The organism is Parafilimonas terrae, from assembly GCF_900115755.1.
Taxonomy (GTDB): Bacteria; Bacteroidota; Bacteroidia; order Chitinophagales; family Chitinophagaceae; genus Parafilimonas; species Parafilimonas terrae.
Genome location: NZ_FOXQ01000007.1, coordinates 85,726 through 107,102, shown reverse-complemented (window position 1 = coordinate 107,102; position 21,377 = coordinate 85,726). Strand labels below are relative to the sequence as shown.

Here is a 21,377-nt window from a genome sequence, read left to right as displayed (position 1 = left end):
CAAAATAAGTTTTTATGTAGCTGTTTCCAAAACCTAATATATTAATGTGAATAGGGTTTTTAAATACTTTTAGTATGGATTATATTTTAGCTATGCCATTAGTTTTAAAAATTCTTCAGGTGTAAAACAGGGGAGTTTTTTATTTTGATGCTTAATGAAATCTTTTTTATTAAAAGTTATAAAAGCATCGCATTTCCCTAAAGCAGAATAATACTGAAATCCATCTTCAATGTCGGTAAATGAAGAATTAACTGCCGCATGTAAATCGTCATCATGGGTTGAGGCTGTTTTGATGAAGGACAGATATGTTTTAAAAATCCGCTTGCTGTTCTTTTCTTTTCTCAGGAAAAAAGCAATGGTAAAAAATGTGGCGGCAGAAGTAAAGCAGTCAATAATGCCTGATTCAGCGAGGTGAAACAATTCAACTACTTCCAGGTATTTATCCCGCTGCATGGCATGCTCAAGGATTATATTTGTGTCTAAATACACTTTACGCATTATGCTTTCCTTTTATGTACAGTGTTTTTATTTCTTCGTCTGTCAAAGATTTATATTCCTTCAGAACACCAATAAGACTATCTGAAACAAAGTTCTTTTTCTTCTCCCTGGAAGTTAGTTTTTTCAGATAGGCTTCTACAATTTCAGATATGCTGGTTTGCTTTCGGGAAGCATACTCTTTGGCTGCTTCTATTGTGTCTTTATCAAACCGGAGATTAAGTGTTGTTTTCATTATATGCGCATATTTTTACAAATATACGCATAGGTTTGGTTGAAATATTTTGTTTTTATTTCAAGCCTGCTTTATTCCCTGAATTTAATGCAGTTTTAAATTTATCCGTTGATACTTTCCTGGTGTTATATTGCTGCATATATGTTTTATGCTGGTTGAATGGATAATTGATTTCCCCCGTGTAAGGATAAGCCGGCATTGCATGAAAAGGCAGCGGTTCAACAGTTTGGCCATAAGCTGTATTCAGGTCGCCGTCTTTAACCCATCCTTCGCTGTAAATAAGAAAATCACGCTTCCATCCTTTGGGCAATGCAGGCAAGCCGGATGCATCAAAATCAATGCTTATTTCATCGCCTGAATTGCAAATAATATATTCATCATCGGCCTGTTTTAATAAAGGCAATACATCGCCATAACGCGTATAATTTCCTGAAAGGTCTCTCCATTTCTGGCCATTGGATACATTGTAATAATCAAACCAGTGCGGGCCATAAGGGCCGCCTTTTGTGTAAGTGGATGAATAACCCCTGTAACCGAGGCTTGCACTTGTCATTGTAAGGTCATGCATGTTTACCGGCGCTTTTGATAAACTGCTGGAGAAGAAAATTTCATCCCAGTAAATCTGCATATTGGTTTGAATCCTTACCCGCCTGTCATTGGGTGTAAGGAATTTGTTTGACAGATCAACGATCACCATCTTATCTTTTCCCATGGGAAAACCAATGTTGGGAATAACGGTTTTCCATTTACCATCTTTATCTATCACCTGTAAAGAAGGCGGCTTTTGGCGATAAGTATCAGCCTGCGCCATAGAAGTATTGATGCTGGCATCGGCAGGAAAAATCCATCCACGCAAAAAGAGATGAAGGTTATTGCCCGAAGCTTTATCACCCAGGTCTAAAACTAAATCATGGTCTTCAGCAAGCCCCTGGAATTTACCCATTCCAAAATTGGATATGTATTGAAAATCGTAAGCTTTTATTTTATCCAGCACATCATCGCCATTGCCATCTGTGGCTTTAAGAGGATAATATTTACCAGCAACACTATATAGTTTCTTGCCTGCGAAAGGCGGCGGTGTAAAACGTTCATCGGCAAACACATCAACGGAATCGGGATGATCTACAGCGATGAGCTCAGCCTTATCAAAATACACCGCTTCCCAAAGTTCTTCTGTTATTTTAATGGAGTATTTGCCATTCTTTGGTTTAAGGTTTTCGCCCGGAATAAGCAGGTATTCTTTTGAAGCATCAGAGAAAGCATAAGTGGTATCTTTTCCATTAATGGCAAGCGGCATGCCCAATGCACTTCGCCACATCATATCTTTTACAAACACATATTTTTCACCATTCCATGCATACAAAAACGGGCAGGAGCCTTTGAGCTTTTCCTGTTCAATAAATTTTTGTTTGCGGGATGGATCGCTGATATACTGCGGCATCCCGTTCGGCCAGATTATTCTAACCGCATCAAATGAATCACGCACGCCAATACCAAAATTGGTAAGCGCTCTTTTTATTGTTTTTAACTGGTACAAATCGCCTGCTTTTAACTCTACCTGTGCGCCTATGCCCAGCCGGTTATTCTTATTATTGCCATAGGATAAACCTGTTAGCTGTACCTGCATGTAATGGCTCGAATTGCCGCCATCATTCCTTATAATATAAAGGCCGGCAGGGCCTGCCATAAATATATCATCATCGCCATCTAAATTCAAATCGGCAATGGCTGTATGCAAGCCTTGCGTTGCTGTTTCCGGCAACATACCTGAAGCATTGCTGAATCCTTTAGTTGTATCGTTGTGAAATAATTGCAAACCTTTTGAGCCGTCTGCGGTTGTTCCGGCAACTAAAATATCTTCATGCCCGTCATTATCAAAATCAATAAATGTTACACCGGATATATTTATATTTTTAAGCACATCAGAAAATACCTGCGATGCAGCATCCACAACATATCCATTTTTGCCTGTGTTTTTAAACAGGAATGAATTGCCGCCCTTTATACCGCCAACAAATAAATCAGGCATGCCGTCATTATTATAATCTGCAAATGCAATTGCATTGCCTTTATAAGCAGACAACTTAACAGAGTCAGTGTAATTTGAAAATTTTGAATGCCTGTCATTATTCATTAACTGCACCGAACCATTTGTTGTTACCATTGCTATATCAAGATCACCATCCAAATCCCAGTCGCCAAAATCCATGTCTTTTGCACCGGCTGTTAAGGCAAGGTTCATTGCACCGGCCTGTTCACTAAAAGTGCCATCGCCATTATTCCTGAAAAATTTATTTGTACTGGCACAGCCAACATATAAATCAAGGTCGCCATCCTGGTCAAAGTCAGCTGTTAAAAGTTTACTGCCATCGGAGATTTCGCTTAAACCAATATCTTTTCTTACTCTTGAAAAGTTACCGTCGCCACGGTTTTGAAACAGCACAATACCTTTTGTGGTTGATATAAATAAATCCTGGTAACCATCATTGTCATAATCTGCAAAAACGGCTGCCAGTTCTTCTGTTTTAAGATCAACACCGGCAGTGGAAGGCACTTCAGTAAAATTGCCAAAATCTCTTTTGAAGAGAAAATGTGTGGACGTTGAACCAGGTACGCCAAAACTTGAATAGATATACATATTGCCTGTGCCGTCATCGTCCACAAGCGCCAAAACAGAACGGGTTGAATTTGAAATACCCGGCGTGGTAATACCGAGGGTTTGCGAAACATCTGTAAACCTTATATTATGCCATGAAGTACTATTGTTTTTATAGTCGGCCTGCGTAAAACGGCTGTCATTAAAGTCTGCATTCACTTCAGGTAATGCAAGCGGTTCTATTTCAGCCATGCTGGTTGCATAAATTCTTGATACTTCCATTACTTTATGAAACTGCTGTATATAATACGCTGCTTTTTCAGGTTGATCTTTTTGCAGTAAAGCAACGGCTTCTTTATAAGGCGCTGCTGCCAGCTCAGAAAATTCCGGCGCTATCTTCTTTATGCTTTGCAGGTAATAAAGCGAAGAATCTGTTTTGCCTTGCGCCGCCAGCAATTCAGTTAGCTGCATGCGCACGGCAATATTGGAAGGATTAACCTCGAGTATTTTTAAAAGATTGTACTGCTGAGCCGCCACATCTAAACTGTTTTTTGCCAGCGTTGATAACATATAGTATGCCGCTATATTTTTTCCATCAACACTTAATATCTGGTTCAATTGTTTTTGGGCGGCATCCTTATTGTCTTGCTTTATATAACTGGCGGCCAGTATCTGCATCAGGTCAGTATTCTTAGGCTGTATTTTTAAACCTGCCTGCACTTCTTTTTCAACTTCGTCAAACTTGTTTTTATTAAGATAGATAAGCGAAAGATCAACATAGTTCAGAATATTATCCGGATCGGTCTTTATAGCTTTTTTAAAAGCTATTTCCGCTTCATTAAATTTACCATCATGCAAAAAAGTAATGGCATTAATGCGAGGTGAATTACTTCCTGCAGCATCATTTGCTGAATCATCATTCTTGTTTTTACAGGCAGAAAAAAACAGCGTGCACGTTGCAGCAATCAAAGTAAAACAGCAGCGAATCAGTAATTTACCCGGCATATTAATCAGCTTAAAAAAGTGTGGGTGAAGATAGGGATAATCACCATGAATAATGTCAGGACTGTTGTTTGCTTTTCTTTTTATATTTACCCGCATTTATAAGTTGAAAATTTTTTTTAATGAAGAGAAAAGCTGCCAAAACAATAGCTGTGGTAATTTTTGCAGGCCTGCTTGTTGCAACGTATTTTTTATCCAGAAATGATTCGTTTGCAAATGGAAATGCTGTTGTTGATAGCCGGCAAAAAGAAGATGCTTTAAAGCAATACGGTTTTTATCTGGAGCCTGTGAATAAAGAAGCCGGCATAACGTTTACGCATGTTTGTCCTGATGTTGATCCCAAACTGGAGCATATTAAAATGCAGATTGCTTCTATGGGCGCTTCTGTTTCTGTTTGCGATTTTGATAATGACGGATGGAGCGATCTTTATTTCACCAACAGCAAAACCGGCAGCAAAAATGCTTTATACCGTAACCTTCATGATGGAAAGTTTGAAGACGTAGCAGAAGCTGCAGGCGTTGCCGATGTAAACACAAAAGGTACGGGTGTTTCAATGGGCGCAGTTTGGGGCGATTATGATAATGATGGTTTTAAAGACCTGCTTTTATACAAGTGGGGAAAGCCTGAATTGTTTAAAAATATTGATGGTAAAAAATTTGAGCGTGTAACGGATGGCAGCGGCCTGCCTGCCTGGGTAAATGCGAACAGCGCAATTTGGTTTGATTTTAATAACGATGGATTGCTTGATATTTTTATTGGCGGATATTACAGGGAAGAAATTAACATAGATAGTTTGAGCACCACTAAAATGATGCCCGAGAGTTTTCGCTATGCAAACAATGGCGGCAGAAAATATCTTTTAATGAATATGGGCAATAGTAAGTTTAAAGATGTTACAGAGGAATATGGTATTACTTCCACCAAATGGGTGCTTGCGGCTGCGGCTGCTGATTTCAACGGTGATGGCTTCCCTGAATTATATGTGGCCAACGATTATAATGTGGATGAATTTTATTTGAATGAAGGCGGAAAAAGATTTGAAGAGAAGGGTAATGCTGCCGGTGTAGGCCGCATACCTAAAAGCGGTATGAGCGCTTCCTTAGGCGATATAAATAATGATGGAAATATTGGCGTTTATACAACCAACATTACCGAGAAAGGCATTTTGATACAAGGCAATAATTATTGGCTGCCTAACAGTGAGAATATGAAAGATGACCCATCGTTTGTAAACCTCGCACAAATTTCAGGTATTGAAAATGCGGGCTGGGCTTATGGCGCACAACTCGGCGATTTGAATAATGATGGTTATATGGATCTGTATGTTGCCAATGGGTTTATATCAGCAAAAAAAAATACATCTTACTGGTATGATTATTCCAAAGTAACAGGCGGTAACAGCACCATAATCGGCGATGCCAAAAACTGGCCCGATATGGAAGGTAAAAGCCAGTCGGGTTATGAAGAAGATAAAATATGGCTGAATAACAGCGATGGGTTATTTGAAGATGTATCAGGCAAGGTTTGCCCACCCGTTACTTACGATGGCCGCGCCGTGGCTATGGCCGATTTATGGAACCGCGGCGTGTTGGATATAATTGTTGCCAATCAAAATAATATACCGCTGGTTTATAAAAATGATCCGGGCAATAATAATTATTGGATAGATTTTGATTTAACAGGAACAGTATCCAATGCAGATGCTGTGGGCGCCAAAGTGATGGTTGAATGGGGCGATGGCAAAAAGCAGGTACAAGTGGTTACCGGCGGCATGGGCTTTTCTTCGCAAAACCAGCACAGGCTTCATTTTGGTTTAGGAGAGAGTGATAAAGCAGATAAGGTAACTGTTTACTGGCCTTCAGGCCGCATTGATACAATTGAAAACCCTGAAGTAAATAAACTGCATATTATAAAAGAAACAAAATAGTTGATGGAACAGGAATTAAAAGCAGAGGGCTTGCCAAAAACAAATGCATTTTCCCAGTGGATTAAAAATAATTTTCAATACATACCGCCGGCTTTCATTACGCTTATATTGCTGGTAGGCCAGTTTACGTATGGCATTTTAGACAACTATCTAAGCCTGGTGGTCGCCATTGGTACGTCTGTAATATCAGAGATGATATTGGCACGAACTATTTTAGGCACAAGAAAAAATCTTGCCAGCGCTTATATAACAGGCATAAGTGTGGGCATACTGATAAGGTCGAATGTTATATGGCCTTATTTTATTACGGCATTGCTTTCCATTCTTTCAAAATATGTACTGCGTTATAAGGGCAGGCATTTATGGAACCCAAGCAATTTTGGTGTTTCATGGATGCTTTTTTTGGGCAGCATGAATGTTGCCGGACTCAGCATACAATGGGGCAGCAACCTTGCCGCCATGTCGGTAATATGGGTGTTGGGTTTACTGATTGTAAACAGGGCGAAAAGGCTGCATGTAACCATCACTTATGTTATAAGTTTTGTGATTCTTGCTTATATACGCTGCCTTATTACGGGCGATGCTTTTCTTGCAGAATTATCGCCGCTTACCGGGCCAATGTACCAGTTGTTTATTTTCTTTATGATAACAGACCCCGGAACATCTGTATCCACTAAAAAAGGAAGGATTATAGTAGTGATACTGGTAGCGCTTGTTGAATTTGTTTTGCGCCTCAATCATTCTATATACGCGCCATTTTATGCGTTGTTTCTTGTGGGCCCGGTAGCGAAATATCTTGATCTAAAAAGAAGCTCACCTGCATTGCAGGTAAAATAACTTCAGGTTTTTTAAAATTAATTGCTGTAATGTTCTTTACAGCAAAGGTTTTAAATTTTTAAAGCCCTTGAATGGCAGGCATTTGTATGATTCCAAGAAAGTTACTTCGATACAAAATATTTATTAAAAACAACTGATTTTTATATCCCTGAATATGCCAGGAATTTAAACCTGCCATATTCAAAAAATTCTTAAAAAACGGCTTTTCAATTTTTTTCATGGCAGTGAATTTTTAATTAAAAAAATGAATAAGTTTGTTAGCGATACCACTATGAACTGTTTGTGAATTTTTAATCCGTTACCAAACCTGCGTGTTATGCAATTCCAAAACTTAAAAAACTTCAGGCTGCCTGAGGGCTTCCGGGGAAGGCCTGCCTGGTATGTACAAACCTGGTGGCTTGTACAAATGCTGCTCTTTAAAACCTCACCACAATTCATGTATGGCTGGCGGCGTTTTTTGCTGCGCAGCTTTGGCGCTAAAATAGGCAGGAAAGCTATTATTAGGCCTACCGTGCACATACAATTCCCCTGGAAACTGGAGGTGGGCGATTATAGCTGGATAGGAGACGATGTTGTATTGTATAATCTTGGCGAAATAAAGATTGGCAGCCATTCGGTGGTGTCGCAGCGGTCTTATTTATGCACAGGCAGCCACGAGCATAACAAAGAAACGTTTTCCATATACTCTGAACCTATTGTTATTAACGATCAATGCTGGCTGGCTGCAGATGTGTTTGTTGCGCCGGGCGTGCACATAGGTGCGGGTACTGTGGTTGGTACAAGGTCCTGCGTGTTTGAATCACTGCCTGAAGCTAAAATATGTTTTGGCAGTCCTGCCGTGGTGGTAAAAGACAGGGTATGCATACAGGATAGTTTAAAAGTTGCGTTCACCAGGCCTCTGGAGATGCTGCCGATAGAATTATGGGCAGGTTATAACCCGGCATCGAGAGGTGAGTGGTGATAATGATTGATGAGTAATCAATTTCGTTGATTTAAGAAAACACTCAATATTCAATACACAATAACCAATGTTCAATTGCAAGCGCGGCAAGATGATTATTGAGTTATATATTTCAAAAACTAAGCCTCAAGTAAACGATATTGAATGATAAATGATGAGTAACCAGTAATCATAGCTCAAAGCTGCACTAAATCCCCAATACTTCCTTCAATTTTGCATACCCTGATTTGCTCACCGGAATTTTGGCGCCGGTAGAAAGCAGCAAAAGATGGCTGTCTTTTTCGTAAGCATCTATTCTTGTTATGAGCTGCGTGTTCACGATATAAGAACGGTGCACCCGCACAAACTGAAAGGCCTGCAGCGATTCATCAAAATAACCCATTGTTTTCTTTTTTAAGAAAGAACCTTCGCTGGTAAAAATCTTTACATAATCATCGGCTGCTTCAAGGTATTGTATTTGCAAAACGGGTATTATTTTAATCTTGCTGCCATCTTTTACCACCACGCGGTTTTGCTGCACAGGCGATTGCCCTGCTACTTCCAAAACAGCTTCAGTTTTTTGTGGAGCAACAGGTTTTTGTTGCTGTAAATATTTCTGTATGGCTTTTTCAAAGCGGTCTTTGCTGAAAGGTTTCAATAAATAATCTATTGCATTGCTTTCAAAAGCCTTAATGGCATATTCATCAAAGGCGGTAGTAAAAATTACAGCCGGTGGCTCTTCTATCAACTCCAGCATTTCAAACCCGGTTATCTTAGGCATTTGTATATCAAGAAAAATAAGATCGGGATTATACTGGTTGATGGCTTTAAGCCCTTCAAAACCATCATTGCATTCTGCAGCAATATTTACATCGGGATAAGCCTGTAAATATTCTTTTACAATGCTCCTTGCCAGCGGCTCATCATCAATAAGAATTACATTCATATAGCTTGGGGAATAAGAATGGTAGTTATAAAATTATTATCTCTCTTTTCCGTGGTTAATAAATCCTGCCTTGCAAACAGCAGGAATAACCTGCGCTGTATGGAAGGCAGCCCAAAACCTGTGCCTTTTAACGGCTGTGAAGTTTCAGGATCAAAAGGATTTTTTACCGATACAATTAAGCTGTTGTCTTTTTTAAATGCATGCACCTTTATCATTACTTCGCCTGTGGTATCGTATAGGCCAAACTTAATAGCATTTTCCACTACCGGCTGTAATAGCAGCGAAGGCAGCTTCAGGTTAATTGCAGCTTCTTCACAAATTATATCGGTCTGCAGGCGGTAACCAAACCGCACTTTTTCAATTTCAAGGTATAGTTCAAGGTATTGCATTTCTTCTTTCAGCGTATTCCATTGTTTTTCATCTTTCTTTAAAGTGCCGCGTAAAAATTCGCTCAGCTGGTTTATCATGTGCCTTGCCTTTTCAGGCTGAACGGCTGTTAAAGCACTGATGGAATTTAAACTGTTGAATAAGAAGTGCGGCTGCAATTGTTGCCTTAACTTATACAACTCCGCTTCTTTTGCCAGTTGCTCTGCCTCTGTTCTGCGTGCGTTCATTTCTTTTTGCTCCTCCTGGTTATACCATAATAAACTTATCATTGCAATACAACTTGCCAGTAAAAAACCTACGCCGAACCTGATGCCTGCCGTGTGCTGTGTTAGCTCTATATAATGCTCATCATCTCCCAAAAAAACATTGAACAGGAATTTTGACAGTAAGGAGCTCATGCCGCTTACACATATACCTATAAAAAGTATGTACCAGTATTTTTCGCGCTGGGGCAAATAATACCGCATGTTATTTACTATAAGAAATGAAATGCCGCCCAGCAATCCCGATGTTATAAGCGTATCAATAAGTATTTCATGTGCGCTGAATAAGAGCTCGGAAAGCACATACGCATGCACAGCGCTTACAATAAGCCACCAGCTTACGTTAAGAAACAGCAATCCCCTGTTTGACGTGCCTGTTATCAAAAGATTTTAATTTAACTGCATGGTTGTATGCAAAAAGTTTTCCTGCAGGTGTGAAGCCCGCATTAATGTAAGCTTGGTGTATATTTCACCATTCTCTTCTTCCGAAATGCGTGAATAAATTTCAACACCATCATTTAAGCTGTTCAGTTCATGCACTTCGCTTACATCTATAAACCGCCAGTGTACAGGCTTATCGGCGGCGTTTAGAAAATTATCCTGCTCCTTGTGCCCGAATAATCTTGCTTTTTGAAATGCATGCAATTCGTCATCGGCGCTTATTAAACGTAACTGTTCATCAAATTGCGGTGTGTGCGCGCCATCTCCGCATAATATTCTGTAAACCAGTTTAGCGAGATACCACTTCATAGATTTAATGTATTTTGGTTAGATTATAGAATAAAACTTGTATGATATAATAGACGGGCTGTTGTGCAGTGCCTGCGCAACTATGACATCATCAGTAGTGCAAAAGGTTGCCGCCCGGGCTTAATAATTTTTTATTTCAATTCCACCGAATACGCAGGCGCCTTTCAGAATAATTGTTTTATTTATGTCGGGCGATGAAATGCTTACCTGCCGTTTATCTTCTACGCCGCCAAACACAGCCGTCATAAGATTTTTAACATTCCAGTTGCCCGGTAAAATGAGTTTTGCCCCGCCAAAAACGGCGTTTATTTCAAGTTCCACTGTTTGCTTAATATCGGCCTGTGCAAGGTTGATCTCCGCGCCGCCCATAAAGGCATTTACTTCACCGCCTTTAAAATTTTTGGAAAGAATAAGTTTATTCACGCTGCCAAAAACTGCATTTATCTCAACAAATTCTGCATCTGCCGTATCATTTTCTTTAGTGTTTACAGGTTCTGCTTCTATATCGGTTATAGCCGGATTTGCAAATTTCCGGTCCATTTTTTCGTCAAACCTTTCCCATTTCCTGTAAAATCTTCTGTCGTGCGATGAATGCGGCTTTATTATAAAAATGATCCCGATAAGTATAAAAATGCCGGGCCACAAAAATTTATCCATGTGCGCATCGGGCATAATATCATTTATTAAAAAAGCGCAGCCGATGATCATCATTATATAGCCGCCTGCGTTTCTGAAGCCGCTTTTAAGGCTGATAAGCAGGCCTATGGCAATCAGCAGCATGGGCCAGTCAAACATCCAGCCCGGTATGTCCGCGCCTACCTGTCTTGCAAGTAATAAGCCACCTACAATTAGCAGTAATATACCTGCCCAAATGCGGCCGCCTCCATTATCATGCATGTGCTTTTTCCATTCTTCCCTTCTTCTTTCTTCGCTGTCCATTTGATTGTTTTAATTTGTGATACAAAAATATTGAGGAGCGTATTTAGTATAAAGCCGCTTTAGGTTTGCCTGCGGATAATGTAGGTAAAACCCTGAAAGCAGTAGGTAAAATGAGCCTGCCGGTAATGCTGGTTAATGCATGGCGGCGAAGCAGCTCTTAATATTCCGCCATTATTTCGTCTTTATAACACCATAACCATCTTTCACCAGGCTCGGCAGAAATGATAACCGGGTGGCCGCTGCGGTGATAATGTTTGGTGGCATGTTTATGCGGCGAGCTATCGCAGCACAGGGTAGCGCCACAGGTTTGACAGGTTCTTAAATGTACCCATTCCGCACCGGTTTTTATACATTCTTCGCAAACCAGTTGTTCAGGCATTTTTATTTCAGTAATTGACTGAAGGTGCCCGCATATTTCGTTCATAATAATGGTATTTATATTTCAGCAAGATATTTATGTACAAAACTTATGGCCATCGATCCTTCGCCAACGGCTGATGCCACACGGTTCATGGCGCCGGCACGTACATCGCCGGCTGCGAAAATGCCTGGACAGCTTGTTTCCAGTAAATACGGATCGCGTTCCAGCTTCCATGCCTTATGAAAATTATCGCAGAGATTTAAATCCCGTCCCGTTTCAATAAAACCTTTATTGTTTGTTATTACCAAACCATGCAGCCATTCGGTATAAGGTTTTGCACCAATAAAAATGTACAGCGCGGCTGCATTAACAGTGCGGGTTTCACCGGTTTCAACCTGTTTTATTACCAACTGCTCCAGTCGTTCATTGCCCCTTGCTTCCACCACTTCACTTAATATGCAGACAGTAATATTATTTACACTTTTTATTTGGTCTATCAAATAAGAAGACATGGTATAAGACAGGCTGTCCTTTCTTATCAAAATAGTTACCTGCCTGGCAAACTTGGAAAGATACATGGCTGCCTGCCCTGCGGAATTACCACCACCAACAATAAAAACATCTTTGCTTTTGCAGGCCAGCGCTTCTGTATTGGCGGCGCCATAATAAACACCTGCGCCGGTAAATTTTTCTATGCCCGGCGTTGAAAGCTGCCTGTAATCAACTCCGGTTGTAATTACAATCGATTTGGCCATAACAGGCGTATCGTCTTCCAAAATAATTTTTTTATAGTTATCCTGCAGTTCAATGCTTTTTACCGTTTGCGGCGAAAGAAAATCTGTGCCAAACCTTTTTGATTGTGTGATAGCCCTTTTGGTAAGGTCTGAACCGCTTAAGCCTGTTGGAAATCCAAGATAATTTTCAATGCGGGAACTGGTACCTGCCTGCCCGCCGGGCGCTTTTCTTTCTATTAACAACGTTTTTAAACCTTCGGATGAACCATATACGGACGCTGCCAAACCTGCGGGGCCGGCACCAATAATTACAACATCATATATCTCATTTTTCGCTTCTGGGTTTAAACCGATGTGCCTTGCCACATCAATAATTTTAGGGCTTAACAGCAGTTTCCCATCTTCAAAAAATATAGCTGGTAAATCTTTTGTTTCAATATTATTTAGCTGCATTAACTGGTGTGCATCTTCCGAATTCGCATCGAGCCATTGATAGGGAATGAGATTGCCGGATAAAAATTCTTTTATCTCATGGCTTTTTGGAGAGAATTGATAACCTACCAGTTTTATGCCTTTAAACTCCGGATGAAAACTATTCTGCCAGTCATCCAGCAAATCATTCAATACAGGATATAATTTTTCCTCGGGCGGATCCCAGGGTTTGGTAAGATAATAATCCAGCTTAACGGTATTAATGGCTTTTATAGCAGCATCGGTATCGGAATAAGCTGTGAGCAAAACTTTCTTGGCGTCATCATAAAATTCCATAGCCTGTGTTAAAAAGTCAACGCCCTGCATTTCGGGCATGCGCTGGTCTGAAATAAACATGGCCACTGTTTCGCCTTTATTCTTTAATTCCAGCAAGCTGCCTAAAATTTCTTTTGCAGATGAAGTGCTGAGCACGCGGTATTCCTGCCTGAATTTATTTTTCAGGTCGCGTGTAATGGCGCGTAAAACCTGAACATCATCGTCTATTACAAATATGATTGGCTGATTCATGTAGTTTATTTAAACGGGAAGGCAAACTTCAAACGTCGTTGCGCCCGGCGCCGATGTTACTTTTACAGTACCGTTATGCTGTTGCATAATGCGGTTTACCACATCAAGCCCGAGACCGCTGCCCTTGCCCATTTCTTTAGTTGTAAAGAAAGGCATAAATATCTTTTGTTGCACATCTTCAGGAATGCCGGGGCCATCGTCTTCAATATGTACTTTCACAAATTTGCCATCCTGCTTTGAAGTTATGGTAAGATTGCCTTTGTTATTTATTTCCATTGCATCAATAGCGTTATCAATTATGTTTGTCCATACCTGGTTTAGCTCTCCGGGAAATGCTTTTATAGCTGGAATGGTTTCATCAAAGTTTTCTATCACATTAATATTGCCTTTGCGCAGTTTATAGTTTAGCATGGCGAGTGTGTTGCGTATACCGGTATGGATATTTACCATTTGCCTGTCGGCATCCTTATCCATAAAAGTAAAATTTTTAACTGCACCCACAAGACCTGATATGCGCTCCGCCGAAATGCGGATATCATCGGCCATTTTATGCGTAACAAGATAATTGCTTACCCATTCAATTAATACAGGCAGTTCCTGCTGCGAAGAGCATGATTTAAACACATCCAGCTCACTGCTTGTAAAACCTCTTTCAACCAGGCCTTCTGCGTCTGTATCGTTAAGGCCATTGTCGTAAAACCAGTCGTTAATTTCATCTTCCAGCGAAGCCTTTTGCATAAGGCTTAGTGTGGCAGGTTCTGTATTAATTTTTGTATTGATGAGGTTGCTGATCTTATCAATGCGTTCAGCAGGTATCTGCAATCCCGAAACTGTTTTAAATAAATGCGGTAATTGATTTACCTGGGTTTGCAATAGCGCTGCTGCTCTTGATATGGCGGCTGCGGGATTATTTAACTCGTGTGCAAGGCCTGCGGAAAGTTTGCCCAGTGCAAACATCTTTTCGTTTTGCTGTTGTATAGAAGTAAATTCACGAACGCGGTTTATCATCATGTGCACCAGGGTTTCCGTTAGTTCATAGTTATCAGCCATGCCTGCCTTTATTTTTTCGGCGCTGCATTTAAAAACACCAGATTTTTCCAGGGCCTCACAAAAGGCCGGCGTAACGGTTGCCCTTGAATAAGGAAGAAAACCGGTTACCTGGCCTGCATCCAGTATGCGCAACTCTCTTTGCTTACCCTGTTGTTCAACACACACACGCAGTTTGCCGTCAAGCACAATATATAATTGATTAACCGGGTCGCCGGTATTGAATAATAAATCGTTTTGTTCCAGTTCAACTACTTCGCCCTGGCTTATCAGCCATTGCAGTTGTGCGGCAGGGATATTATGGAAATCGCTAAATGCCTGCAGGTGTTCAACAGTAAGTTCCTTCATAAGAATGGTTAAAAGTAAGCGCTGCCTGCAAGTTCAGGTGTAATCAATTACCGGCAAAAGAAAAGTTTAGTTGTTGTAAGGCGGGCCGACCGCATTTTCAAAAACGGTGTGTATAATTCCTGCCTTAGCCGTTTTAATGTAAACTTATCTTTGGCGCATGTCTGCCGAAAAAATTATTGCCGACTGGAAACAAAAGAAGTTCAAACCGGTTTACTGGCTTGAAGGGGAAGAGCCTTTTTTTATTGATGAAGTAGTGGACTATGCCGAACATAAAATTTTAAACGAAAGCGAGGCTTCGTTTAATCTTACGGTTTTTTATGGTAAAGATGTAGACTGGCCAAGCGTGGTAAACGCTTGTATGGGCTACCCGATGTTTGGTGAAAGAAAAGTAGTGGTGCTGAAAGAGGCGCAGCAAATGAAAGACATTGAAAAGCTGGAAAATTATATTTCCAAACCGCTGGCATCCACTGTTTTTGTAGTAAGTTATAAGGAGAAAAAATTGGATGCCCGCACTAAGTTTTCCAAAGCGGTTAAGCAGCATGGCGAACTGCTTTCTACCAAAAAAATTTATGAGAACCAACTGCCAGAATGGACACAGCAGGTAGCCGCAAGCCTTGGTTTATCCATTAATAATAATGCTTTGCTGCTGCTGGTAGATCATATTGGCAACGATCTCAGCCGCATGAAAAATGAGCTTGAAAAAATTTCCATCAACCTTAATCAGCGAAAGACGATTACGGAAGATGATATTGAAAAATTTGTAGGCGTAAGCAAAGAGTTTAATGTGTTTGAACTGCAGGATGCCATCAGCCAGAAAAACCTGCCGAAGGCTATCCGCATTATCCAGTATTTTCAATCTAATCCAAAGGCGGCGCCGTTGCAACTGGTACTGCCTACTTTGTATAATTATTTCAGTAAAATATATACTGCTGCGGCCATGAATGATTATTCCGAAAATGCATTAAGGCCGCTGTTTTACAACAATCCTTTTGCGGCGAGACAGGCGTTAACGGCGGTTAAGAATTATGGGTTTTCAGGCGCCGAAAAAATTATTTTATTGCTGCATGAATATAACCTGAAAGGCATTGGTATTAACAGCGCTATATCGGGCACGGCAGCGGATGGAGAGCTTTTAAAAGAGCTTGCCGTAAAAATTATTATGTCGGCATAATTCTTCGTGGTTAATTAAGCAAATTTATTTCAACGTAAACTTTACATAATCATCAGGATTATTCAGCTTTGTTGTTTCATCAAAGCCACCCGCTTTTACATGAATGAAATTTACCTGCTCCTGTTTGTAATCGTATAAAATGGTATTAGTTATTTCAAGTGTATTCACCGGAGCTATATTGCCGCATTCAAGGTAACTCCATATACTGCCTTCTTCGCTTTCAAAACCATCAAACTTTAAATTTAAAACCTTGCCATCGGCTTTTATAATAAGGTGTTTATTGATGTATTGCTCAAGCAGTTTTTCCGAATTGGATTTATCATTTTTATTCAAAAGGTCAACCTTGCCTTTATAAGTCTGACGAATGGTTTTTTCAAGGTCGTCCGTAAATATGCGCACACTTATTTCCAGGGTATTATTGGCTTTGTCATGCTCAATCTCCGTCATTGATATATAAAACGGGTGCAGCAGGGAAAGCATTGCCGTAAAAAACAGTTGTGTTATTATTGCCATTTTATTTGCAAAGCCACAAAACTCTGCATTAATCAAATACAACAAATACACATGCATAATTTTGGTTTATATTTTACAACCGGCCTTGAACATATTTTAACCTGGGAGGCGCTCGATCATATCCTGTTTGTAACAGCTTTATGCCTGCGCTACCAGTTTAAAGATTATAAAAAAATACTCGTTCTTGTAACGGCATTTACCATTGGCCATTGCAGCACGCTTGTGTTAAGCACATTTAATATTATTAGTGTAAAAAGCAGCATCACCGAATTTTTTATTGCAATTACCATACTGCTCACGGCAGTAAGTAATGTTTTTGTAAAAGATGTGTCGCAACAGAAAAAAGTTTCGTTCATCTATTTTATGGCACTGGTTTTTGGAATGGTACACGGCCTTGGTTTTGCATACAGCTTAAAGAGCATGCTTGGTAAAACGGAAAGCATCTTTATGCCCCTGCTTGCCTTTAATTGCGGTATAGAAATCGCTCAAATATTGGTGGCATTGGTTGTACTCACCGTTTCCTATATATTTGTAACCATCCTGAAGGTTTCATTTCGTTACTGGCTGCTTTTTATAAGCGGAATTATATTCGGGCTTTCATTACAAATGGCGGTTGAAAGAAATCCTTTTAGTGAAAAGAAGAATGATGAAACAACATGGTTACGTGTTTCAAAGCATAAGACAGGTGCAATGGTTTGTAAAAATTTTATTCAATCAATATAAAATACATCAGCATAATGAAGCAATTTTTAGTTTGTTTATTTATGATGGTAACCACTGCCGCAATGGCGCAGTCGCAATTTTATAATAACCCCCAAAGCAATCATGGCAACCGGTTTGAAGACCTGGGCTTTTTATTGCCAACGCCAAATGAGTACAGAACGGCAAGCGGTGCGCCCGGGCCCAAATACTGGCAGCAGCGGGCTAATTATGATATTGACGTTACGCTGGATGAACAGAACAATTATATAAACGGAAAAGAAACTGTAACTTATTTCAACCAGTCGCCCGATAAATTAGATTACATCTGGCTGCAACTGGATGAGAACATCCACAATCCCCAAAGCGATAACAATAAAACCAATACAGGAAAAGTTGGCGATCGTATTACCAGTGCGCAGATAATGAATTTTGAGCCTGGCAGAAAGATGGAAGGTTATGGTGTAAACCTTGCAAAAGTAACCGACGCTGCCGGTAAAGCATTAGACTATACGGTTGTTCAAACCATGATGCGCATTAACCTGCCAGCGCCTTTGGCGCCGGGCCAGCAATTTGTATTTAAAATTGACTGGAGTTATAAGATTAATAACAAACATGAAATTGGCGGCCGAGGCGGCTATGAAAATTTCCCTGAAGATGGCAACAATCTTTATTCCATTACACAATGGTACCCGCGCATGGCCGTGTACAGCGATTTTAAGGGCTGGGAACACAGCCAGTTTACAGGCGGCGCTGAGTTTGCTTTAACCTTCGGCGATTTTAAAGTAAAGATTACTACACCTGCAGATCATATTGTGGCTGCAACCGGCGAATGCACTAATCTTAAGCAGGTTATTTCTGCAGCTCAATACAATCGCTGGTTGCAGGCGCATTCTGCTTCACAGCCGGTAGAAATAGTTACGCTTGATGAAGCAAGAAATGCGGAGAAAACTAAAAATACCGCTACAAAAACCTGGGTATTTGAAGCGAAAAATGTGCGGGATTTTGCATTCAATTCATCCCGTAAGTTTATTTGGGATGGAATGCAAATAGACATTAATGGTAAAAAGATAATGGCGCAAAGCTATTACCCAAAAGAAGCTTATACACTTTGGAGCAAGTATTCCACCAAAGTGGTTGCACACACTTTAAGAACGTACAGCAAGCATACCATTCCTTATCCTTATCCGCAGGCCTCGTCCGTTGAAGCAGCAAACGGTATGGAATATCCTATGCTGGCAATGAATTACGGAAGAACAGAAAAAGACGGTACTTATAGCGAAGGAACAAAATATGGAATGATTGGTGTAACCATTCATGAGGTAGGCCATAACTTTTTCCCGATGATCGTAAACAGCGATGAGCGCCAGTACTGGTGGATGGATGAAGGGCTGAATACTTTCTGCCAGTTTTTAACCGAGCAGGAGTTTGATAACAATTATCCGTCAACCCGCGGGCCTGCACATTTAATTACCGGTTATATGCGCCTGCCTAAAGATAAACTTGAACCGATTATGACAAAGGGAGATGCCGTGGCAAGCGTTGGTTCCAATGCTTATGCAAAAGCATCTACCGGTTTAAATATTTTGCGTGAAACCGTTATGGGCCGCGACCTGTTTGACTATGCCTTTAAGCAATATGCTGAAAGATGGGCGTTCAAACATCCCACACCGGCTGATTTATTCAGAACATTGCGCGATGCCAGCGGTGTGGATATTGACTGGTTTATCCGCGGCTGGTTTTTTGGAACAGACCCTGTTGATATTTCCCTTGATAGTGTAAAGTGGTTTAAGCTGGCTGATAATAATACGATGGCGTTTCAGCCACAAACTTTCAGAACAATTGGCCAGGATAGAAACAAAGAAAACCAGGATATTAAGTTTGCCACTGATGCCGATACAGCTTTGCGTGATTTTTATTATTACAACCGTGGCGCCGATGCCATGATGCGTTCCAATGACCAGGCTGCCAGAAATGAAGCTTCGCTTGATAAAGAAAATTTTGATACCTGGAAGGATAAGAATTTTTATGAGCTTAGTTTCAGCAATCTCGGCGGGTTAGTAATGCCCGTAATAATTGAATGGACTTATAAAGACGGCACTAAAGAAATACAGCGTGTGCCTGTAACGGTTTGGCTTAAAAATGAAAAGGAGTTCAGCAAAGTGTTTATAAAAGATAAGGAAGTTAGCGGTATTCGTTTAGACCCTTACCGCGAAACCGCCGATATAAATGAAGACAACCAGGTTTGGCCCAACATGCCTATGCCATCTAAGTTCCAGTTGTTTAAAATGCAGGGTGGTTTTGGTGCAAGAGGACAGAGTGCAGGCGGCAACGCCATGCAGAAAGCCGGTCAGAAATGATGACGTGAAGCGTGAATCGTCAAACGTGAATGGTGGTTACGTAATTATTTGACAATGAAAAAACAATAAAGCCGCAATTTTTGCGGCTTTATTGTTTAGTTTTATTTCAAACAATTATTGAATGAATGTGTCGAAACTAAAGAACGGACTTATAAGTGCTCTGCTATTTATTGCTGCATGTGTGGGGATATCTTGTAATAAATCATTTTTTGTTGATAAATCTAAAATTGTTCATAATGGGCATGGTTATTTACTATTTTTTGGTAATGATAATTGTTTGCTGATATTAGATAAAAGCAATTCTATTGATCATTTTTTTACCGATACATCAAAGAAGTTTGGATATAACGTTTATGGAGAACCTTGTGGATTTTATGGTCTAAAGCCAGCTGCAGAAAAGTATCTTGTTGGATTGGTATATCCTAATTATAAGGGAACCAGCGAATTAATATTGGAAGACAGCATTTTTATAACGACAACTTTTTTTAAATATGTGAAACCTCCTAAACAAAAGGCAGAATGGAAAGGACCTGTTGAATTTATTTTTAATAATAAAAGATATAAGATATATATGTCAGACAAATTTGTAGGAAGAGTTTTGCAAGTTGCAGGAAATACAATGTGATGCTTAAAAAATCTGAGATTGATTTTATGACAAAAGAAAACCTCCGTTCCTGCATTTTTCACGTTTGACGATTCATGATTCACGCTATTTTTGCCGCCTTATGCGTATTGCAGTAATTGAGCATGCAGAAAGCGGCGATTATCCCGAATACCTTTTTTCTTTAATTGAAGAGAAGGCCAGCCAGCATAATTTCCAGGTAAAACCCTGGAGCAATTCGGTGCCTGTATCGCAGCAGCGCATTGGTGAAAATGCTGTTATAAATATTTCGCTTGATAATCATTCCTCCTTTTTCTTAAACTGGCTGTACCAGGTAAAAATCCCTTCTGTAATAAAAAAAATAAAAGCAGATGTTGTGGTTAACCTGAATGGTATAGCTTCTTCGAGGATAAAGGCCCCGCAGCTAATTGCCGCCGGCCCGGATTTTTTAAAACAGGATATAAAGCGCCCAAATAAGGTGATGAAGTTTGCCCGTGATCATTTTAATGTTTCCCAAAAAGTTGCGGCGCATATTTTAAGTTATTCAACCAAAGAATCAAACCTGCTTTTGAACGTGCAGGAAAAAATACAATACCTGCCTTTTACGGCGCCTGCTGTTTTCAGAACGTTTGAATGGCATGAAAAAATAATGACGAAGGCGCAGTTTGCCGATAACAGGGAATATTTTATATCGGTTATTGAAGACGAGTCATTAAACGATTTTGTAATGCTGCTGAAGGGATTTTCGCGGTTTAAAAGATGGCAGCAAAGCAACATGCAGTTGATCATCCTTCCAAAATATGACAGCTTCAGCGCTGAAATCCGCGATAAACATTCCACCTATAAATACCGGGATGATGTGCAGTTGCTGGAAAATGCGGAAGAAAAAGAAATACCGCCATTGTTTGCATCGGCACATAGTTTTATTCATATTGCAGGTCAGTTTCCGCAGTTGTATATTTTATCTATTGCCATGCAATGCAGTCTTCCGGTTATTTCTTTTAAAGATGATGATGTAAAAGAATATGGCAATAACTGCATTTTATTTTGTGATGAAAAAACAGATGAATCGCTTGGTAATAATTTAATTCAATTATATAAAGATGAAAACCTGCATGCACAATTGAAAGAAGCTGCAGGCAAACAGGCTGCGCAATTTAACCGGGTTGAATACGCTGAGCAGCTTTGGCAATTGTTTGAAGCAAAAGCACAACATTAATTTTACA

The 21,377-nt window shown here is 40.1% G+C and carries 20 protein-coding genes; 8 read left to right on the top strand and 12 right to left on the bottom strand.

Annotated elements, in window-relative coordinates; translation table 11 throughout:
• Positions 1-90: 90 nt before the first annotated feature.
• From BM015_RS12770 to BM015_RS12760, 3 genes are read right to left on the bottom strand one after another with little or no spacing between them, the layout of a single operon-like run.
• A complete protein-coding gene (locus BM015_RS12770) occupies positions 91-498 on the bottom strand; it encodes a PIN domain-containing protein (RefSeq protein ID WP_090658981.1) in 408 nt (135 codons plus the stop codon).
• The gene (locus BM015_RS12765; RefSeq protein WP_090658979.1) at positions 491-730 is read right to left on the bottom strand and encodes a DUF6364 family protein; all 240 of its coding nucleotides are present in this window, start codon (positions 728-730) and stop codon (positions 491-493) included. The genes BM015_RS12770 and BM015_RS12765 overlap by 8 nt, the downstream gene beginning before the upstream one ends.
• Before the next feature lie 55 nt (positions 731-785).
• Positions 786-4,427 (bottom strand): CRTAC1 family protein, encoded by a 3,642-nt coding sequence (locus tag BM015_RS12760; protein WP_090658976.1) that lies wholly within the window; start codon positions 4,425-4,427, stop codon positions 786-788.
• A 23-nt stretch (positions 4,428-4,450) separates the two neighbouring features.
• Between BM015_RS12760 and BM015_RS12755 the strand changes: the two genes are divergently transcribed.
• Together BM015_RS12755 and BM015_RS12750 are read left to right on the top strand one after the other, a co-directional pair.
• Entirely contained in the window at positions 4,451-6,256 is a 1,806-nt protein-coding gene (locus BM015_RS12755; RefSeq protein WP_090658973.1) for a CRTAC1 family protein, read from the top strand.
• 3 nt (positions 6,257-6,259) lie between these two features.
• Positions 6,260-7,093, top strand: a complete 834-nt coding sequence (locus BM015_RS12750; RefSeq protein WP_090658971.1) for an RnfABCDGE type electron transport complex subunit D — start codon at positions 6,260-6,262, stop codon at positions 7,091-7,093.
• A 58-nt stretch (positions 7,094-7,151) separates the two neighbouring features.
• Here BM015_RS12750 and BM015_RS21595 read toward each other — a convergent pair whose 3' ends face one another.
• Positions 7,152-7,313, bottom strand: coding sequence for a hypothetical protein (locus tag BM015_RS21595; RefSeq protein ID WP_177191900.1), 162 nt, complete (start codon positions 7,311-7,313; stop codon positions 7,152-7,154).
• Positions 7,314-7,409: 96 nt separating this feature from the next.
• On the opposite strand from BM015_RS21595, the gene BM015_RS12745 reads away from it, so the two are divergent.
• On the top strand, positions 7,410-8,054 hold the full coding sequence (locus BM015_RS12745; protein ID WP_090658969.1) for a putative colanic acid biosynthesis acetyltransferase: 645 nt from the start codon (positions 7,410-7,412) through the stop codon (positions 8,052-8,054).
• 187 nt (positions 8,055-8,241) lie between these two features.
• On the opposite strand, the gene BM015_RS12740 is transcribed toward BM015_RS12745, so the two are convergent.
• The 7 genes from BM015_RS12740 to BM015_RS12710 all read right to left on the bottom strand — a co-directional run bounded on the left by BM015_RS12740 (position 8,242) and on the right by BM015_RS12710 (position 14,807).
• On the bottom strand, positions 8,242-8,979 hold the full coding sequence (locus BM015_RS12740; protein ID WP_090658967.1) for a LytR/AlgR family response regulator transcription factor: 738 nt from the start codon (positions 8,977-8,979) through the stop codon (positions 8,242-8,244).
• Positions 8,976-10,013 carry a sensor histidine kinase gene (locus tag BM015_RS12735; protein ID WP_245751406.1) on the bottom strand — a complete coding sequence of 346 codons (1,038 nt, stop codon included), beginning with the start codon at positions 10,011-10,013 and terminating at the stop codon, positions 8,976-8,978. The genes BM015_RS12740 and BM015_RS12735 overlap by 4 nt, the downstream gene beginning before the upstream one ends.
• A 6-nt stretch (positions 10,014-10,019) precedes the next feature.
• A complete protein-coding gene (locus BM015_RS12730) occupies positions 10,020-10,379 on the bottom strand; it encodes a DUF4288 domain-containing protein (RefSeq protein WP_090658966.1) in 360 nt (119 codons plus the stop codon).
• A gap of 120 nt (positions 10,380-10,499) precedes the next feature.
• Entirely contained in the window at positions 10,500-11,318 is an 819-nt protein-coding gene (locus BM015_RS12725) for a LiaF transmembrane domain-containing protein (RefSeq protein WP_090658964.1), read from the bottom strand.
• A gap of 157 nt (positions 11,319-11,475) precedes the next feature.
• Positions 11,476-11,742: a UBP-type zinc finger domain-containing protein gene (locus tag BM015_RS12720; RefSeq protein ID WP_090658961.1), complete on the bottom strand. Its 267-nt coding sequence runs from the start codon at positions 11,740-11,742 to the stop codon at positions 11,476-11,478.
• An 11-nt stretch (positions 11,743-11,753) separates the two neighbouring features.
• The gene (locus tag BM015_RS12715) at positions 11,754-13,412 is read right to left on the bottom strand and encodes an NAD(P)/FAD-dependent oxidoreductase (RefSeq protein WP_090658959.1); all 1,659 of its coding nucleotides are present in this window, start codon (positions 13,410-13,412) and stop codon (positions 11,754-11,756) included.
• A 9-nt stretch (positions 13,413-13,421) separates the two neighbouring features.
• Complete coding sequence (locus BM015_RS12710; protein WP_090658958.1) at positions 13,422-14,807, bottom strand: ATP-binding protein; 1,386 nt, start codon at positions 14,805-14,807, stop codon at positions 13,422-13,424.
• Between the two features lie 157 nt (positions 14,808-14,964).
• Between BM015_RS12710 and holA the strand changes: the two genes are divergently transcribed.
• Positions 14,965-15,978, top strand: a complete 1,014-nt coding sequence (gene holA, locus BM015_RS12705) for a DNA polymerase III subunit delta (RefSeq protein WP_090658955.1) — start codon at positions 14,965-14,967, stop codon at positions 15,976-15,978.
• 24 nt (positions 15,979-16,002) lie between these two features.
• On the opposite strand, the gene BM015_RS12700 is transcribed toward holA, so the two are convergent.
• A complete protein-coding gene (locus BM015_RS12700; protein ID WP_143075850.1) occupies positions 16,003-16,491 on the bottom strand; it encodes a DUF6702 family protein in 489 nt (162 codons plus the stop codon).
• Positions 16,492-16,542: 51 nt separating this feature from the next.
• Here BM015_RS12700 and BM015_RS12695 point away from each other — a divergent pair, with 51 nt between their 5' ends.
• The 4 genes from BM015_RS12695 to BM015_RS12680 all read left to right on the top strand — a co-directional run bounded on the left by BM015_RS12695 (position 16,543) and on the right by BM015_RS12680 (position 21,370).
• Positions 16,543-17,214 carry a HupE/UreJ family protein gene (locus tag BM015_RS12695; RefSeq protein ID WP_090658952.1) on the top strand — a complete coding sequence of 224 codons (672 nt, stop codon included), beginning with the start codon at positions 16,543-16,545 and terminating at the stop codon, positions 17,212-17,214.
• Positions 17,215-17,228: 14 nt separating this feature from the next.
• Positions 17,229-19,550, top strand: coding sequence for a M1 family metallopeptidase (locus BM015_RS12690; RefSeq protein WP_090658951.1), 2,322 nt, complete (start codon positions 17,229-17,231; stop codon positions 19,548-19,550).
• A 121-nt stretch (positions 19,551-19,671) separates the two neighbouring features.
• Entirely contained in the window at positions 19,672-20,175 is a 504-nt protein-coding gene (locus BM015_RS12685; protein WP_090658949.1) for a hypothetical protein, read from the top strand.
• A 100-nt stretch (positions 20,176-20,275) separates the two neighbouring features.
• A complete protein-coding gene (locus tag BM015_RS12680) occupies positions 20,276-21,370 on the top strand; it encodes a glycosyltransferase (RefSeq protein ID WP_090658947.1) in 1,095 nt (364 codons plus the stop codon).
• Positions 21,371-21,377: the final 7 nt, after the last annotated feature.

Bases quoted from the DNA above. Each gene is read 5' to 3' on its own strand.
- holA (WP_090658955.1), top strand. From the start codon at position 14,965: ATGTCTGCCGAAAAAATTATTGCCGACTGGAAACAAAAGAAGTTCAAA.
- BM015_RS12690 (WP_090658951.1), top strand. From the start codon at position 17,229: ATGAAGCAATTTTTAGTTTGTTTATTTATGATGGTAACCACTGCCGCA.
- BM015_RS12730 (WP_090658966.1), bottom strand. From the start codon at position 10,379: ATGAAGTGGTATCTCGCTAAACTGGTTTACAGAATATTATGCGGAGAT.
- BM015_RS12695 (WP_090658952.1), top strand. From the start codon at position 16,543: ATGCATAATTTTGGTTTATATTTTACAACCGGCCTTGAACATATTTTA.
- BM015_RS12770 (WP_090658981.1), bottom strand. From the start codon at position 498: ATGCGTAAAGTGTATTTAGACACAAATATAATCCTTGAGCATGCCATG.
- BM015_RS12755 (WP_090658973.1), top strand. From the start codon at position 4,451: ATGAAGAGAAAAGCTGCCAAAACAATAGCTGTGGTAATTTTTGCAGGC.
- BM015_RS12765 (WP_090658979.1), bottom strand. From the start codon at position 730: ATGAAAACAACACTTAATCTCCGGTTTGATAAAGACACAATAGAAGCA.
- BM015_RS12685 (WP_090658949.1), top strand. From the start codon at position 19,672: ATGAATGTGTCGAAACTAAAGAACGGACTTATAAGTGCTCTGCTATTT.
- BM015_RS12715 (WP_090658959.1), bottom strand. From the start codon at position 13,412: ATGAATCAGCCAATCATATTTGTAATAGACGATGATGTTCAGGTTTTA.
- BM015_RS21595 (WP_177191900.1), bottom strand. From the start codon at position 7,313: ATGAAAAAAATTGAAAAGCCGTTTTTTAAGAATTTTTTGAATATGGCA.
- BM015_RS12700 (WP_143075850.1), bottom strand. From the start codon at position 16,491: ATGGCAATAATAACACAACTGTTTTTTACGGCAATGCTTTCCCTGCTG.
- BM015_RS12750 (WP_090658971.1), top strand. From the start codon at position 6,260: ATGGAACAGGAATTAAAAGCAGAGGGCTTGCCAAAAACAAATGCATTT.
- BM015_RS12720 (WP_090658961.1), bottom strand. From the start codon at position 11,742: ATGAACGAAATATGCGGGCACCTTCAGTCAATTACTGAAATAAAAATG.
- BM015_RS12760 (WP_090658976.1), bottom strand. From the start codon at position 4,427: ATGCGGGTAAATATAAAAAGAAAAGCAAACAACAGTCCTGACATTATT.
- BM015_RS12710 (WP_090658958.1), bottom strand. From the start codon at position 14,807: ATGAAGGAACTTACTGTTGAACACCTGCAGGCATTTAGCGATTTCCAT.
- BM015_RS12680 (WP_090658947.1), top strand. From the start codon at position 20,276: ATGCGTATTGCAGTAATTGAGCATGCAGAAAGCGGCGATTATCCCGAA.
- BM015_RS12745 (WP_090658969.1), top strand. From the start codon at position 7,410: ATGCAATTCCAAAACTTAAAAAACTTCAGGCTGCCTGAGGGCTTCCGG.
- BM015_RS12740 (WP_090658967.1), bottom strand. From the start codon at position 8,979: ATGAATGTAATTCTTATTGATGATGAGCCGCTGGCAAGGAGCATTGTA.
- BM015_RS12725 (WP_090658964.1), bottom strand. From the start codon at position 11,318: ATGGACAGCGAAGAAAGAAGAAGGGAAGAATGGAAAAAGCACATGCAT.